This is a genomic window from Pseudoduganella lutea, from assembly GCF_004209755.1.
Lineage (GTDB): Bacteria > Pseudomonadota > Gammaproteobacteria > Burkholderiales > Burkholderiaceae_D > Rugamonas > Rugamonas lutea.
Genome location: NZ_CP035913.1, coordinates 1,444,749 through 1,461,751, shown reverse-complemented (window position 1 = coordinate 1,461,751; position 17,003 = coordinate 1,444,749). Strand labels below are relative to the sequence as shown.

The 17,003-nt window shown below is 68.0% G+C and carries 10 protein-coding genes; all 10 read left to right on the top strand.

What is annotated here, in order from left to right; genetic code table 11:
* Nucleotides 1-338 precede the first annotated feature (338 nt).
* Genes EWM63_RS06135 through EWM63_RS06090 form a run of 10 tightly spaced genes read left to right on the top strand, consistent with a single transcriptional unit; the run spans nt 339 to nt 16,975 of the window.
* Nucleotides 339-1,388 (top strand): LacI family DNA-binding transcriptional regulator, encoded by a 1,050-nt coding sequence (locus EWM63_RS06135; protein WP_130185736.1) that lies wholly within the window; start codon nt 339-341, stop codon nt 1,386-1,388.
* Nucleotides 1,385-4,243, top strand: coding sequence for a TonB-dependent receptor (locus EWM63_RS06130; protein WP_130185735.1), 2,859 nt, complete (start codon nt 1,385-1,387; stop codon nt 4,241-4,243). Before EWM63_RS06135 ends, EWM63_RS06130 begins: the two co-directional genes overlap by 4 nt.
* Nucleotides 4,244-4,252: 9 nt before the next feature.
* Nucleotides 4,253-5,647 (top strand): glucoamylase family protein, encoded by a 1,395-nt coding sequence (locus tag EWM63_RS06125; RefSeq protein WP_165390762.1) that lies wholly within the window; start codon nt 4,253-4,255, stop codon nt 5,645-5,647.
* Nucleotides 5,644-6,924 (top strand): sugar ABC transporter substrate-binding protein, encoded by a 1,281-nt coding sequence (locus tag EWM63_RS06120; protein WP_130185733.1) that lies wholly within the window; start codon nt 5,644-5,646, stop codon nt 6,922-6,924. The genes EWM63_RS06125 and EWM63_RS06120 overlap by 4 nt, the downstream gene beginning before the upstream one ends.
* Nucleotides 6,921-7,817, top strand: a complete 897-nt coding sequence (locus EWM63_RS06115; RefSeq protein ID WP_130185732.1) for a carbohydrate ABC transporter permease — start codon at nt 6,921-6,923, stop codon at nt 7,815-7,817. Before EWM63_RS06120 ends, EWM63_RS06115 begins: the two co-directional genes overlap by 4 nt.
* Nucleotides 7,814-8,623, top strand: a complete 810-nt coding sequence (locus tag EWM63_RS06110) for a carbohydrate ABC transporter permease (RefSeq protein ID WP_130185731.1) — start codon at nt 7,814-7,816, stop codon at nt 8,621-8,623. Before EWM63_RS06115 ends, EWM63_RS06110 begins: the two co-directional genes overlap by 4 nt.
* Nucleotides 8,620-11,745, top strand: a complete 3,126-nt coding sequence (locus EWM63_RS06105; RefSeq protein ID WP_207221252.1) for a discoidin domain-containing protein — start codon at nt 8,620-8,622, stop codon at nt 11,743-11,745. The genes EWM63_RS06110 and EWM63_RS06105 overlap by 4 nt, the downstream gene beginning before the upstream one ends.
* Complete coding sequence (locus EWM63_RS06100; protein WP_130185730.1) at nt 11,742-11,927, top strand: hypothetical protein; 186 nt, start codon at nt 11,742-11,744, stop codon at nt 11,925-11,927. The genes EWM63_RS06105 and EWM63_RS06100 overlap by 4 nt, the downstream gene beginning before the upstream one ends.
* A gap of 23 nt (nt 11,928-11,950) precedes the next feature.
* Entirely contained in the window at nt 11,951-15,895 is a 3,945-nt protein-coding gene (locus tag EWM63_RS06095; protein ID WP_207221251.1) for a GH36-type glycosyl hydrolase domain-containing protein, read from the top strand.
* 3 nt (nt 15,896-15,898) lie between these two features.
* Entirely contained in the window at nt 15,899-16,975 is a 1,077-nt protein-coding gene (locus tag EWM63_RS06090) for an ABC transporter ATP-binding protein (protein WP_130185729.1), read from the top strand.
* The last annotated feature ends 28 nt before the right edge of the window (nt 16,976-17,003 follow it).

Here is a 17,003-nt window from a genome sequence, read left to right as displayed (position 1 = left end):
GGTTCTGCGAAACCGGCGTCACCGCTTCCTCGCGGCTGGATTCGGGCACGAATTGATTCGGGGTCAGCTGCATGTTCGCCATGGCGGGTTCCTGCGCGGTGATGTGGGGAGGCTGCGCCAGTGTAGCCGAACATCTTCCGCCGCAGGGCCGCCGGGGCGCCCGGTATCCCGTTCGGCAGATGTCGCGCCACCCCCACACGACAAATAAAGTCTTTGCATGACCAAATGTAAACGGTTAGATTCGGATTACATTCTTCAAGCGATCCTGGCCTTCTGGCCGTTTTTTTGACGGTGCAATGTAATCGGTTACATCCGGAAAGAACGAGGGCTGCACGGCAATGGGAGTCACCATCAAGGACGTGGCGCAGGCGGCGAATGTGTCGGTGGCATCCGTGTCGCGCGTGCTCAACGGCCATTCAACGGTCACCGACGACACCCGTGCCCGCATCCTCGCCGTGATGAAGGCGCTGCGCTACGTGCCGCACGTGGGCGCGCGCAGCCTGTCCACCAACCTGACCGACACGGTGGGCGTACTGCTGCCCGACCTGTATGGCGAATATTTTTCCGAGATGATCCGCGGCATCGACGGTGCCGCGCGCCGCCGTGGCCTGCACCTGCTGGTGGCCAGCCTGCATGGCGGCGCCGACGAAGCGGCCACCGCGCTGCGCACGATGCGCGGCCGCGTCGACGGCCTGCTGGTGATGTCGCCCCACGCGGATGCCGCCTTCCTGGCCGATAACCTGCCCGGGCAGCTGCCGGTCGTGCTGCTGAACAGCGGCGCCGGCGGTGGCGCGTATGCGTCCGTATCGATCGACAATTTCAGCGCCGCCTATGCGATGGTGGGCCACCTGGCGGCCAGCGGCCACCGCAGCATCGGCTTCATCACCGGCCCGGCCGGCAATTTCGAAGCGCAGGAGCGCTTGCGCGGCTATCGCGCCGCGCTGGCCGCCTTCCTGCCGCGCGCCCGTGAAGCAGTGTACGAAGGCGATTTCACGGAGGAAGCCGGCACCCGCGTCGGCACCGCGCTGGCACGCCGGAAACGGCGACCGGGCGCCGTGTTCGCCGCGAACGACATGATGGCGATCGGCGCCCAGCTCGCGCTGCAGGCTGCCGGTGTCGACGTACCCGGCGATATCGCGCTGGCCGGCTTCGACGACATTCCCGTGGCCCGCTACGTCACGCCGGCGCTGACCACCGTGCGCGTGCCGATCGCGGAAATGGGCGCGCTGGCGCTGGGCCGGCTTGCCGCCCAGATCGCCGCCGGCGCGCACGGCGGCCATGGTGCGGCCGCCGACACGCTGGACGCGCACCTCGTCGTGCGCGCCTCCAGCGGCCAACGGGCACCAGTCCCATCGAACAGGATTCCCATAACAGGAGACCGGCAATGAAGAACATGTCACACCACGCACTGCGCCTCACGGTGATGGCCGGCGCGCTGGCGTCGGCCCTGCTGGCGACGCTGCCCGCATCGGCGCAGTTGTCCACGGCCACCCTGCGCGGGCAGGTCACCGCGGCCGGTGCCGCCAGCCCCGCCGGCACGCCCGTGACGGCCACCAACCAGGCCAACGGCTATGTGTACCGCACCACGACGCGCGGCGACGGCAGCTACGTGCTGACCGGCCTGGCGCCCGGCGCCTACCAGGTGCAGGTCGGCGGCCAGGCCACCGACACGGTCACGCTGGCCGTCGGCCAGACCAGCACCCTGGACCTGAACACGGTCGCGGCCAGCGGCAGCCAGCCGCAGCGCATCGTCATCACCGGCTCGGCGCAGCGGCGCGACGTGACCACGTCCGAAGTGGGCACGTCGGTCTCGCGCGAGCAGATCGAGCGCCTGCCGCAGGTGACCCGCAATTTCCTGTCGTTCGCCGACCTGGCGCCGGGCGTGCGCTTCGACGTCGACCAGTCCGGCAACGTGACCTTGCGCAGCGGCGCCCAGAACCAGGACAACGTCAACGTCTTCATCGATGGCGTGAGCCAGAAGAACAATATCCTGCGCGGCGGCGTGTCCGGCCTCGACTCCAGCCGCGGCAACCCGTTCCCCCAATCGGCTATTGCCGAATACAAGGTCATCTCGCAGAACTACAAGGCCGAGTTCGACCAGGTGTCGAGCGCCGCCATCACGGCCGTCACCAAGTCGGGCACCAACGAACTGCATGGCGACGTGTTCTGGGACCATACCGGCACGAACGTGACGGCCATGGACCCGTTCCAGAAAAAGGCCGAGGCGCAGGGCGTGGGCCGGCCGGACTCCAAGCAGGACCAGTTCGGCATGACGCTGGGTGGCCCCATCAGGAAGGATGTCGCGCACTTCTTCCTTGCCTATGAAGGCAAGAAGATCGACGATCCGCGTCAGGTGCTGGCGCAGAACGCGAACCTGTTGCCGAACGCGGGTGTCGTGCCGTCGCTGCTGGCGCGGCAAGGCGCCACCATGTCGAAGTTCGACGAAGACCTGTTCCTGGCCAAGCTCAATGCCCGCATCTCCGACGAGCACGAACTGGAAGCCACGCTGCGCGTGCGGCGTGAAACGGACCTGGTGCCCGAGAACAAGCTTCTTAGCCTGCCGGGCAACGATGTCGCGCGCGACAACGACGAGGACCGCTTCGACATCAAGCACACGTGGACCACGGACAACTTCGTCAACGAAGCCCGGATCGGCCATGAAAAGTACACGTGGAATCCTCATTCGTCGGCCACCGAACCTTTCCTCAAGTACCTGATCTCGCCGACCAATTCCGCCAACAATGTGAGGGATGTGCTGATCGACGGCGGATCGCCGAACGCGCAGTTCCGTCAGCAAAAGGGCCTGCTGTTCCAGGACGACCTGACTTACACGGGCCTGGACCGGCATACGATCAAGGGCGGCCTCAAGGTCAAGCGCATGGAATACAACCTGTCCGGTACGGCCAACAGCGTGGACATGTATGAGCTGCTGATCCATAACGTGACGGGCGAAACCACGGTGAACCGCTTCCAGCCGGCCATTGCCCCGGCCGGCGTGCGCTTCACCAACAAGCAATACGGCATCTACCTGCAGGACGACTGGCAGGCCACGCCGAAGCTGGAGCTGAACCTGGGTCTGCGCTACGACTACGAAGACAATATGTTGAACGACAGCTACGCCACCCCGGCCGACCGGGTAGCGATCTTCGGCCGGCAGGATCCGCGTGCCGGCGCCGTGGCGGGCCAGACCTATGCTGACTCGCTGTCCAAGGGCGGCATCACGATCGGCGACTACATCAGCACGGGCAGTAGCCGCAAGGCATTCAAGGATGCGTGGCAGCCGCGCGTGGGCTTCTCCTTCGACGTGGCGGGTGACCGCAGTACCGTGGTTTTCGGCGGCTGGGGCCGCGCCTACGACCGCGCCGCCGCCAACTACGCCCTGGACGAGCTGCAAAAGAACCGCCAGGTCAATGGCGAAGTCTGGATGATCCGCAACGATCACAAGGCGCCGTACACGGACCAGTTCAGCCTCGGCCTGCGCCAGGCGCTCGGCATCTGGAATGGCGAAGCCGGCTACACGAACTCGCGCAGCCGCAACCAGTTCAACTGGTTCGGCGGCAACCGCGACCCGCGGGGCGGCTGGGGCAACCAGAGCCCGATCGATCCGCTGTGGGGTTCGGTCGACCCGTACGGCACACTGGTGCTGGGCGATTTCATCAGTCAGGCGCGCACCGAAACCGTCTACCTGAAAGTGGACAAGCCGTATTCGCGCGCTTCGCGCTGGAGCCTTTCCGCCACGTACACGTACAGCGACGCGCAAACGACCAACAAGGAGTGGACCAACGACATCTTCAACTGGACGTATGGCCGTTACCCGGGCCAGTGGTTCCCGTCGACGGTGGTGGAAAAGCACCGGCTCGTGGTCGCGGGCACGTCCGGCGACCTGCTGCCATGGGGGATCATGTTGTCCGGCAAGGCCACGATCGGTTCCGGCCTGCCGTACCGGATGACGGATTGCCACACGGGCTTCAACAACTGCATGTCGGTCAAGGGCGATGGCGACAATTTCAAGCAGGTCGACATCGGCCTGGCGAAGGATGTGCAGTTCCGCTTCGGCGCGCTGACGTTGCGGGCCGACGTGCTGAACCTGTTCAACAGCATCAACTACGGCGGCTACGATGGCTGGATCGGCGGCCCGGGCTCGGCCAACAGCTACGGTGGCGACAATCCGAATCTCACGCTGGCCAACTCGATGGGCGGGCCGATGCGTACGCTCAAGCTGTCGGCACGCTACGCGTTCTGAGGGATGGCGATGCGCCGCACCGTCCTTGCCCTGCTGCTGGCGGGTGCGCTGTCCGCGCCCGCCATGGCGGCCAATACCCTGCCGCCGATGTTCGACGACCTGCAGGAGCGCACCTTCCGCTACTTCTGGGAGACGGCGAACCCGGCCAACGGCCTGGTGCCCGACCGGTACCCCACGCCGTCGTTCTCCAGCGTGGCGGCGGTCGGATTCGGCCTGACGGCCTATCCGATCGGTGTCGAGCGCGGCTACGTCACGCGGGCGCAGGCCAGGGAGCGCACGCTCACCACGCTGCGCTTTTTCCGCAACGCGCCGCAGGGCGACGCACGGACGGGCATGTCCGGCCACAAGGGCTTCTTCTATCACTTCCTCGACATGAAGACGGGGCAGCGCTACGGCAACGTGGAACTGTCGACGATCGACACGGCGCTGTTCCTGGCTGGCGCCCTGTTCGCGCAATCGTACTTCGACCGGGAGGAGGCGGACGAAGTGGAAATCCGCCGCCTGGCTGCCGAGATCTATGCGCGGGTCGACTGGAAATGGGCCGCCGCCAATGCGCCCGCGGTGTCGCTGGGCTGGCGCCCGGAGGAAGGCTTCATCAAGTACGACTGGAAGGGCTACAACGAAGCGATGCTGCTGTACGTGCTGGCGCTGGGCTCGCCGAAGCTGGAGCACGCGCTGGGTCCCGAAGCGTGGAAGGCGTGGACCAGCACGTACGAACGCAGCTGGGCCGCACCATACGACAGGCCGCACCTGGCGTTCCCGTCGCTGTTCGTGCATCAGTACAGCCATGTGTGGATCGACTTCCGCGGCATCCGCGACGGCTATATGCAGGGCAAGGGCTTCGATTACTTTGAAAACAGCCGCCGCGCCACGTATGCGCAGCGCGATTACGCGCTCGCCAATCCCCTGAAATGCAAGGGCTATGGCGCAGATGTGTGGGGCCTGACCGCCAGCGATGGTCCGGTCGACAAGACCTTCGAGTGGCAAGGGCAGCAGATCCCGTTCCGCAGCTATGCGGCGCGCGGCATGGGCGGCCTGCGGCACTACGACGATTGCACGCTGGCGCCCACCGCCGCGGCGGGCGCGCTGCCGTTCGCGCCGGAGATCACGATTCCCGCCGTGGTGGCGATGAAGGAGCGCTACGGCGACTTCCTCTACGGCCGCTACGGTTTCCTCGATGCGTTCAATCCCAGCTTCGCGTTTAACACGAAGCTCCAGCACGGCAGGGTCGTGCCGGGCAAGGGCTGGGTGGCGGGCGACTACCTGGGCATCGACCAGGGACCGATCCTGGCAATGACGGAAAATCACCGCAACGACTTCGTGTGGCGCATCATGCGCACCAACCCCGCCATTCGCACGGGCCTGATCCGTGCCGGCTTCACCGGCGGCTGGCTCGAAAAGTGAGGCAGGGGCGCCGCACCACCTTGCGCAGCGTGCTCGCCGCCGGCATCGCGGCGAGCCTGCCGGCCTGCACGCGCCATGCTGGCAATGGCGATACCGTCCTGAAATTCTGGGCCATGGGGCGCGAGGGCGAAGTCGTGACGGCGCTGGTCCCGGAATTCGAGCGGCTGCATCCGGGCGTGAAGGTGGCCGTGCAGCAGTTGCCGTGGACCGCCGCGCACCAGAAGCTGCTGACGGCGTTCGCCGGCGATGCGATGCCGGACCTGTTCCAGCTCGGGAACACGTGGGTGGCGGAGATGGCCGCGCTGCGCGCGATCGAACCGCTCGACGCGCGCGTGGCTGCATCGCCCGTGCTGGACCCGAAGGATTATTTCAGAGGCATCTGGAACACCAATGTGATCGATGGCCGGCTGTATGGCGTGCCGTGGTATGTCGACACGCGCGTGATGTTCTACAACCGCGAGCTGCTGGCACGCGCCGGCTATCCGGCCATGCCCGCCACGTGGGACGGCTGGATGCAGGCCATGCGGGCGGTGAAGAAGCTCGTGGGACCGGACAAATACGCGATCCTGCTGCCGCACGAGGAATTCGCGCCGCTGCTGGTACTGGCCCTGCAGCAGCCGGAAGAACTGCTGCGCGACGGCGGCCGCCATGGCAACTTCCGCAGCGCGTCGTTCCGCCGCGCGCTCGCCATGTATTCGGCCATGTACCGCGAAGGGCTGGCGCCGATGGAGCGGGTGTCGAACATCTACCACGAGTTCAGCACGGAGTATGTGTCGTTCTACATTTCCGGACCATGGAACATCGGCGAGTTCCGGCGCCGTGTCGCGCCGGCGCGGCAGCACACATGGGCCACGGCGCTGATGCCCGGGCCGCAGGGGCCGGCGGCATCGCTGGCCGGCGGTTCCAGCCTGGCGGTGGCCAGCAGTTCGCCTCACAAGGAAGCTGCGTGGCAGCTCGTCGAATTCCTGTTGCGCGTGGACACGGCGGCGAAGTTCAATGCGCTGACCGGCAACCTGCCGCCGCGCCGCGCAAACTGGAACGATCCTCGCCTGGCGGGCGATCCGCCGGTGCAGGCGTTCCGACTGCAGCTGGAAAACGTGCGCCCGGAGCCGCGCGTGCCGGAATGGGAAAGCATCCTGGCCGAGTTGCGCACCATGGGCGAGCGGGTGGCGCATGGCGGCATCGGCGTGGATGCGGCCGCCGCCGAGCTGGATGCGAGGACCGACCGCATCCTGGAAAAGCGGCGCTGGATGCTCGACCGGAAGGCCCGCCCATGAGGGCGGGCGGCACGAAGATCAATCCGCACGGCGCGGCATGGTGCTTCGTGGCACCGGCGCTGCTGGCGATCGGCGTGTTCTTCTTCCTGCCCGTGCTGGCCGCGCTGGCGATGAGCCTGACGGATTTCGACATCTATGCACTGGCCGATCTCGGCAACCTGCGCTTCGTCGGCCTGCGCAACTACGTCGAGCTGCTGCAAACGCCGCTGTTCTGGCAAGCGCTGGGCAACACGTTCTATTTCGTGATCGTCGGCGTGCCGCTGTCGATCGCCGCGTCGCTGGGCGCGGCGTTGCTGCTGAACGCGCGCGTCACCGGCTTGAAGGCGCTGTTTCGCACCGCGTATTTCGCACCGGTCGTCACGTCGCTCGTCGCCGTCGCCGTCATCTGGCGCTACGTGCTGCACACGCGCTACGGCATGCTGAACTACGCGCTGTCGTGGTTCGGCATCGGGCCGATCGACTGGCTGGGCGATCCGGACTGGGCGATGCCCGCCATCATCCTGTTCGCCGTGTGGAAGAACTTCGGCTACAACATGATCATCCTGCTGGCCGGCCTGCAGAGCATTCCGCGCGACCTGTACGAGGCGGCCGACCTCGATGGCGCCGGCACCTGGGCGGCGTTTCGCTGGGTGACGTGGCCGATGCTGGGGCCCACGCTGCTGATGGTCAGCATCCTGTCGATGTCGGGCTACTTCCAGCTGTTCGCGGAGCCGTATGTGATGACGCAGGGCGGCCCCGTGCAAAGCACGGTCAGCGTGCTGTACTTCATGTACGAGCAGGGCTTCAAGTGGTGGAACCTGGGCGTGGCATCGGCCGTGGCGTTCGTGCTGTTCGCGATCATGTTCGCCATCACGCTGCTGCAGCTGCGAGTGGCGAAAGGGATCGACGCATGAAAAAGATCCTCCTCAACGCCGTGATGGCGCTGGCCGGCCTGCTGGCCGTGTTTCCGCTCGTGTGGATGGTGGCCGTGTCGCTGATGCGGCCCGGTGAGGCCAGCGCATTCCCGCCGCCGCTGGTACCGGCCGAGGCCACGCTGGCCAACTACCGGGAACTGTTTGCCCACGCCGGCATCGGGCGCTACCTGTTCAACAGCCTGCTGCTGTCCACCGGCGCCACCGTGCTGTCGCTGGCATTCAACGTGACCGCCGGTTATGCGTTCGCCAAGCTGCGCTTCCGTGGCCGCGACCGCATCTTCCGCGCGCTGCTCGGCGCCCTCGTGGTGCCCGCGCAGGTGGCGATGCTGCCCCTGTTCCTGCTGTTGAAGCACCTCGGGCTCGTCAACACCTACGGCGCCGTGCTGGTGCCGGCGCTGGCCTCCGTGTTCGGCATCTTCCTCGTGCGCCAGTATGCGCTGTCGATTCCCGATGCCCTGCTCGAAGCGGCGCGGATGGATGGGGCAGGGGAGTGGCGCATCTTCCGGGCGATCGTCCTGCCGCTGCTGGGACCGATCCTCGTGACGCTGGCGATCTTCACCTTCCTCGGCACGTGGAACGACTTCATGTGGCCGCTGATCGTGCTGACCGACAGCGAGCTGTATACGCTGCCCGTGGCGCTGGCCTCGCTGTCGCGCGAACACGTGCAGGACAACGAACTGATGATGGCCGGCGCCGTGCTGACCATCGCGCCCGTGCTGCTGCTGTTCCTAGGACTGCAGCGCTATTACATCCAGGGTTTGCTGGTGGGGAGCGTGAAAGGATGAGGACATCGTTCGCCGCACTGCTGCTGGCGCCCGCGCTGGCAGGCGCCCAATCCCGGCCGGTTATCCTGGACGGCTTTGAAACCCTCGCGCCATGGCAGGCCCAGGCCTCCGACGGCGTCGCGGCGCAGGCAGCTTCCGTGCCGGGCTTCCGGGGCCGGGCGCTGCGGCTCGACTTCGACTTCGGCGGCAAGGGCGGCTATGCCTTCGCGCGCCGCGCGCTGCCGCTCGACCTGCCGGACAACTACGAGATCTCGTTCATGGTGAAGGCCGACGCACCGTCGAACCACTTTGAATTCAAGCTGACGGATGCGTCCGGCGACAATGTCTGGTGGTACCGGCTGCCCGATTATGTGTTCCCGGGCGGCTGGACCCAGGTACGGTTCAAGAAGCGGCAGGTGGCGTTCGCATGGGGACCGGCGAAGGACCGCACCTTGCGGCGGGCCGACCGGATCGAGTTCGTCGTCAGCGCCGGCAGCGGCGGCAAGGGTTCCATCTGGCTGGACGAACTGGTGCTGCGTGCCTTGCCGCTGCCGCCCGCCACGTGGCCCGCCCTGCAGGCGCAGGCCGGTGCATCGGACACGCCGGCTACCCCGGCCTCGCTGGCGGTCGATGGCCGGCACGATACGGCCTGGGTCGCGGATGCGGGCCGGCGGCAGTTGACCGTGGACCTGGGTACCCTGCGCGAGTTCGGCGGCCTCGTGCTGCACTGGCTGCCCGGGCGGCATGCCAGCGGCTATGACGTGGCGCTGTCGATGGATGGGCAAGCATGGCAGGTCGTGCGCTCCGTGCGCGATGGCAACGGCAGCAGCGATGCGCTGTTGTTGACGGAATCCGAGGCGCGCTACATCCGCCTGCTGGTGCAGGAGGGGCCGGCGCAGGGCTATGCGCTGGCGGAAGTGGAGGTGAAGGACCTGGCGTTCGGTGCCACGCCCAATGCCTTCATCGATGCGCTGTCGGCCGCGGCGCCGAGAGGCCGGTATCCGCGCGGGTTTTCCGGCCAGCAGCCCTACTGGACGCTGGTGGGCGTCGATGGCGGAGCGCGCCACGGCGCGCTGCTGTCCGAGGATGGCGCCATCGAACCGGCGCGCGGCGGTCCGGCACTGGAACCGTTCGTGGTGGCCGGCGGCCGCCTGCACGGCTGGGCCGATGTCGACGTCACGCAGTCGCTGGAAGACGGCTACCTGCCGATACCGTCGGTGCACTGGCGTGCGCCCGGCTGGATGCTGACGACGACCGCGGCGGCGGCCGGCACGCGCGAGGCATCGCAACTGCTGGCCCGCTATGAGCTGCGCAACCTGCGCGATGCGCCGCAGGAACTCGAGCTCGTGCTGGCAGCGCGGCCCTTCCAGGTCAACGCGCCGCGCCAGTTCCTGAACACGCCCGGCGGCTTCGCGCCAATCCGCGACATCGCGTGGGATGGCCGTGCGCTCGCCGTGGGCGTCAGCACCTTCATCCCGCTGCGCGCGCCGGACACCGTGGCACTGTCGACGTTCGATGCCGGCCTGCTGCCGTTCGAAGGCGGCGGCACCGGCCGCGCCGTGCGCGACGAAACCGGCATGGCATCCGGCACGCTGCGCTGGAAAATCACGCTGCCGGCACGCGGCAGCGCCGTCGTCGGCGTGGTAGCCCCATTGACGGGCTCTCCCGGCGTCGTGGAGAGCGCCGGGCTCGACGGCGCGCTGGCGCAGGTGGCGGACGACTGGCGGGCGCGCCTGAATGGCGTGGCACTGCACGTGCCGCCGGCGGGGCAGCACCTGGTGAACACGCTGCGCTCGTCGCTGGCGCACATCCTGATGACGCGCGACGGCGCCGCGATCCAGCCCGGCACGCGTTCCTACCTGCGCTCGTGGATCCGCGATGGCGCGATGATGTCCGAGGCGCTGCTGCGCATGGGAATGCCGGAAATCGCCGCCGATTACCTGCAATGGTATGCGCCCTACCAGTTCGGCAATGGCAAGGTGCCGTGCTGCGTCGACCACCGGGGCGCCGACCCGGTACCGGAGAACGACAGCCATGGCGAGTTCATTTTCCTGGCGGCGGAACTTTACCGCTACACGCGCGACAAGGCCGCGCTGCAAGCCCTGTGGCCGCGCATCGATGCGGCGGCCCGCTACATGGAAACGCTGCGCCAGTCGGAACGCACCGCCGCGCAGCGGGGCACGCCGCTGTATGGGCTGATGCCCGCCTCGATCAGTCACGAAGGATATTCGGAAAAACCGATGCATTCCTATTGGGACGGCTTCTGGGCGCTGCGTGGCTACAAGGATGCGGTGGCGATCGCCACGGCGCTGGGGCGTCGGGGCGATGCGCGCCGCCTGGCGCGCCAGCGCGATGAATTCCGCCATGACCTGTATGCGTCGCTGGCCGCCGCGACAGCGCGGCATGGCATCGATTACCTGCCCGGCGCGGCCGAACTGGGCGACTTCGATCCCACGTCGACGACGATCGCGCTGACGCCGGGCGGCGAGCAGCAGCATATGCCGCGCGGCCTGCTGGAGAACACCTATCGCAAGTACTGGGACTTTTTCACCGCCCGGCGCGACGGCCAGAAAGCATGGGACGATTACACGCCCTACGAATTGCGCAACGTCAGCGCGTTCGTGCGGCTGGGGTGGCGCGACAAGGCACACGAACTCCTCGACTGGTTCTATGCGGACCAGCGCCCGCGCGCCTGGAATCAGTGGGCCGAGGTGGTCGGCCGCGAGCCGCGCACGCCGCGCTTCCTGGGCGACATGCCGCATGGCTGGATTTCATCGGATTTCATGCGCGCCGCGCTCGATGCGTTCGCCTATGAACGCGAGCCGGACCATGCGCTGCTGCTGGCCGAAGGCATTCCGCCCGCGTGGCTGGACGGCGAAGGCATCGCGATCCGCCGGCTGCGCACCCCCTACGGCGAGCTTGGCTACAGCCTGCGCCGCACCGGCGACCGGCTGGCGCTGCGGGTCGACGCCGGGCTGGCGATACCGCCGGGCGGCATCGTGCTGCGCTGGCCGTATACGGGCCAGCCCGGTGCGGCGCTGCTCGACGGCAAGCCCGTCCAGGTCCAGGATGGCGCCGTCACGATCCGCGCCGTGCCCGCCACCCTGACCATCGACATGCCGGCCGGGGAGAAAAAACGATGAGCGGTGCCGTCCGGCTGCCCGTCATGCACATCGCCACGCCCGAGCGGCGCGTCGGCACGCATCGGTACATGGTAAGGTCGCAGCCGGACAAGTTCGAGCGGTCACCCGGCTGCGCAAGGTGGCACGCGAACATCGCTGTCAATGTGGAACCAACGACGACGCCAACGAGGGCGCCTGCCTGAACCAAGGGAAGCGAGGGAACATCATGACAACCCCTGCATCGACCACGATGAACGCCGGTACCGGCGCGGATGCGGAGCAGCCGCCAACGCGGTTACAGCCGACGCAGTTACAGCCTGCGCAGTTACAGCCGACGCAGTTACAGCCTAATTCTCGGCTGCTGTCGAACGGCCGCCTGACCACGCTGATAACGGAATCGGGCAGCGGCTTCACGCGCGCCGGCGACATCGCGCTGACGCGCTGGCACGGCGACCGCGTGGCCGATGCCGACGGCTGGTACTTCTACCTGCGCGACGCCGAAACCCACGACCTGTGGTCGATCGGCGCCCAGCCATGCGCGGGGCAGGATCCCGACCTGCAACGCGCCGCCGGCGCCGGACTGGCCAGCATGTGGCTGGAAGTATCGGCCCACGGCATTCTCGCCCGCATGGAAGTGGTGGTGCACCCGGACCGGGACGTGGAATTGCGCGCCATCGTCGTCACGAACCTGTCCGGCCGTTCGCGGCTGATCGAACTGACCGGCTACCTGGAGGTGGTACTGGCCCGGCAGGCCGACGAAGCGGCGCACCCGGCATTTTCCAAGCTGTTCGTGCAGACCGAACACGATGCGGCAACGGGCGCCTTGCTGGCGCACCGGCGGCCGCGCGGCGCCAACGAGCCGGGCCTGTGGATGGTGAATGCCGCGCTGGGCGGCAGCGAGCCACAGTTCGAGACGGACCGGGCGCGCTTCCTGGGCCGTGGCCGGGGGCCGTGGCATCCGCGGGGACTCGACCAGGAAGCGCTGTCCGGTACCGTCGGTAACGTGCTGGACCCGGCGATGGCCCAGCGCCGCACGCTGGCGCTGGGCGTCGGCGAACAGGCCCGGCTCGTGTTCATGCTCGGTACCGCGCCCACCCGCGCCGAGGCGCTGGCGCTCGCGGCGGCCCTGCCGGGCATGAACGTGCCGGCGATCCTCGGCGATGCGCAACTGCGGGAAACGGCGTTGCTGGGGCAGGTCGGTTTGCCGGCCGCGCAGGCCGAGTATTACCACCAGCTTGCCGCCGCCGTGCTGTATGGCCAGTCGGCGGCGCGGGCGCGGGAAGCGGGCGAAAGGGGAGAGGCTGCACCTGCCGATGCCGCACCGTCCAGTACGGCGCAGTACGGGCTGCCGGAGGGCCAGCTGGCCGTCGTGCACACCGCCGGCCCGGACGACCTGATGCTGCAGGCGCTGCTTTCCGCGCGGCGCCTCTGGCAGGCCAAGGGCCTGAACCTGAACATGCTCGTGATGGACGAATACGGCAACGGTACCGCCGTCGAGCAGGGCTTGCTGGTACGGCGCACGGCCGATTTCAAGGCGGATCACCTGGCCCGGTTCGAGCGCACCGCCCACCTCGTCGTGCGTGGCAAGCTGCCCGCGCTATCGCACCCCGATGGCCACGCATCGGTGCCGCCACAGCACCGCGTGTCGGTACCCGCCCCGGAGCATGTGCCGGTCCGGCCTGAGATCGAACAACGGCCGGCACTGCAGTTCTTCAATGGCTACGGCGGCTTCAACGCCGCCGGCGACGAATATGTGATCCGCATGGACTGGGACCGCCATGCTCACGGATTGCAACGCCCGCCGCTGGCATGGACCAACGTGCTTTCGAACGAACGCTTCGGCTGCCTGGTCAGCGAGGGCGGCGCCGGTAACACATGGAGCCGCAACAGCCGCGTCCACCGGCTGACGCCGTGGCACAACGATCCGGTGGCCGATCCGCACGGCGAAGCGCTCTACGTGCGCGACGAGGATACCGGCGAATTCTGGTCGCCGCTGCCCGGCCCGGTGCCGGCCGCCGCCCCCTACGAGGCGGCGCACGGTTTCGGCTACAGCCGCTTCGACCATGCCAGCCATGGCCTGCGGCAGGAAACGCTGGTCTTCGTACCGCGCCACGACCCGGTGAAGATCGTGCGGCTGACGGTCACCAACGGCGATGCGCGGCCGCGGCGCGTGTCGCTGTATTCGTGCCAGCACCTCGTGCTGGGCGGCACGCCGGCCGACAGCAGCGGCCATGTCGTCACCGAACACGATGCGGCTACTGGGGTCCTGCTGGCCACGAATGCGCAGGCTGGCGTATTTGCCGACGGGCTCACGTTCGCGGCCATCGTGGCGCCCGGCGCGCAGGTGACCCATTTCACGGCCGACCGCGCCGCTTTCCTTGGCCGGCATGGCACGACCAGCCGGCCCGCGGGGCTGGCCGTGCCGGCACTCGACCATGCGACCGGCAGCGGCCTCGATCCATGCGCCGCGTTCCAGGCCGTCCACGACCTGGCGCCTGGCGAGACCGTCAGCTGCGTCTTCCTGCTGGGTGAAACACAGGGTCGCGACATGGGGGCGCGCGACATGGCCCTGGAACTGGTGCGGCGCTACCGGGCGCCGGGGGCCGTTCAGGCCGCGCTGGAGGAGGTGGCCGATTTCTGGCGCCGCACGCTGGGCGCGGTACGCATCGATACGCCGGTGAAGGAACTGGACGTGATGATGAACGGCTGGCTCATGTACCAGAACCTGGCGTGCCGGATCTGGGGTCGCTCGGCGTTCTACCAGTCCGGCGGGGCATTCGGCTTCCGCGACCAGTTGCAGGATGCCTCCGCGCTGGTCTACACCCGGCCCGACCTGGCGCAGGCGCAGATTCTCCTGCATGCTGCGCACCAGTTCGAGGAAGGCGACGTGCTGCACTGGTGGCATCCGGCGCCGATGGAGCAGGGCTTGCGCACGCGTTTCTCGGATGACCTGTGCTGGCTGCCCTACATCACCGCGTTCTACGTGAAGACGACCGGCGACCTGGACGTGCTGGACGCGGTGGCGCCGTTCCTCACCGCGCGCCAGCTGGAAGACGGCGAGGACGAAGCCTACTTGTCCCCAACGCCCGCGGGCACCGAAGCGGACATCTACGAACACTGCTGCCGCGCGCTGGACCGCTCGCTGGCGCAGGGCGCGCACGGCCTGCCGCTCATGGGAACCGGCGACTGGAACGACGGCATGAACCGCGTGGGCCGCGAGGGCAAAGGCGAAAGCGTGTGGATGGGTTTTTTCCTGGTGCGCATCCTGCGTGACTTCATCCCGTTCTGCGAACAGCGGCGCGACACCGCGCGGGTGAGGGCCTATGCCGACCACCTGGCGCACCTGGCGCGGGCCGTCAACGAAGCGGGCTGGGATGGCGAGTGGTATCGCCGCGCCTACTATGACGACGGCACGCCGCTGGGCTCGAAGGAGAGCGACGAGTGCCGCATCGATGCGCTGGCGCAGGCCTGGGCGGTGATCTCGGAAGCGGCACCGCCCGACCGCGCGCGGCAGGCGCTCGATGCGATGGAGGCCCGGCTCGTGGCCGAGGACGACAAGCTGATCCGGCTGCTCACGCCGCCGTTCGTCGATACGCCGCACGATCCCGGCTACATCAAGGGCTATGTCGCGGGTGTCCGCGAGAACGGCGGCCAGTACACGCACGCCGCCTGCTGGGCCGTGCGGGCGCTGGCCGAGGCAGGGCGGCGCGGGCGCGCCGCGCGGCTGCTGCGCATGCTGTCGCCCGTCAGTCATGCGCTCGACAGGGCAGCGGCGGATGTCTACCAGGTGGAGCCCTACGTGGTGGCGGCGGACGTCTACGGCGCCGCGCCGCACGTGGGCCGCGGCGGCTGGACCTGGTACACGGGATCGGCCGGGTGGATGTTCCGGGTCGGCCTCGAATCCGTGCTGGGCTGCACGATCGAGAACGGCGACACGCTGGTGGTCGCACCGCGCATTCCCGACGACTGGCCGGAATTCCACGTGCACTACGCGCTGCCGGACGGCGGTTCGTACGACATCGCGGTGCGCAATCCAAACGGGACCGCGGCGAAGGTGATCGATGTTACGCTGGACGGATTACCGTTGAATATCGTCGACGGCGTTGCTCGCATTCCGCTGGTGAAAGACGGCGGCCCGCACGGCGTCGACATCCTGCTGGGAGGAGCGTAGAACATGGCGGACCTGAAGATACGCGGCGTGCGCAAGCGTTTCGCGGAAACCACGATCCTGCACGGGATCGACCTCGATATCGGCGATGGTGAATTCATCGTTTTCGTCGGGCCGTCCGGCTGCGGCAAGTCGACCCTGCTGCGCACGATCTGCGGGCTGGAGGAGCCGGATGAAGGCACGATCGCGATCGGTGGCCGCGACATGACGAACGTGCCGCCGGCGCAGCGCGGCATCGCGATGGTGTTCCAGAGCTATGCGCTGTATCCGCACATGACGGTGTACGACAACATGGCGTTTGCGCTGAAGCTGGCCGGCACGCCGGCGGCCACGATCCGCGACAAGGTGCTGGCCGCCGCCGCCAGCCTGCGCATCGAGGCGCTGCTCGAGCGCAAGCCGAAGGAATTGTCCGGCGGCCAGCGGCAGCGCGTGGCGATCGGCCGCGCCATCGTGCGTCACCCTGAAGTGTTCCTGTTCGACGAACCGCTGTCGAACCTGGACGCGTCGCTGCGCGTGCAGATGCGCATCGAACTGAAGAACCTGCACCGTGCCCTGAAAAGCACGATGGTCTACGTGACGCACGACCAGGTCGAGGCGATGACGCTGGCCGACCGCATCGTCGTGCTGCGCGGCGGGAAGGTCGAACAGGTGGGCGCGCCGCTCGACCTGTACAACCGGCCCGACAACCTGTTCGTCGCCGGTTTCATGGGATCGCCGGCGATGAACTTCCTGCGCGGCGCGGCCGACGGCAACGGCGCCGTCACGTTGGCCGCCGGCGGCACGATCGCGCTGCCGACCGCCGCCGGCCTTGCCGCCGGGGCACCCGTCACGCTGGGACTGCGTTCCGAACACGTGGTGCTGGGCGATGGCGAGGGTGGCGGCGATAGCCTCGTCGCCGTGGTGCAGAACGTGGAACTGCTCGGCGACTTCAGCTTCGTCTACCTGCAAACGGAAAGTTCCGGCGAAGCGCTCGTCGCCCGCGCCGACAGCAACAGCACGTGGCACCCCGGCCAGAGCGCCACCATCGGCGCCGCCCCCCAGTCCTGGCACCTGTTCGACAGCGACGGCAAGGCCCGCCGCTGAACCCACCACCGCCTGCGCCACCCGCCAT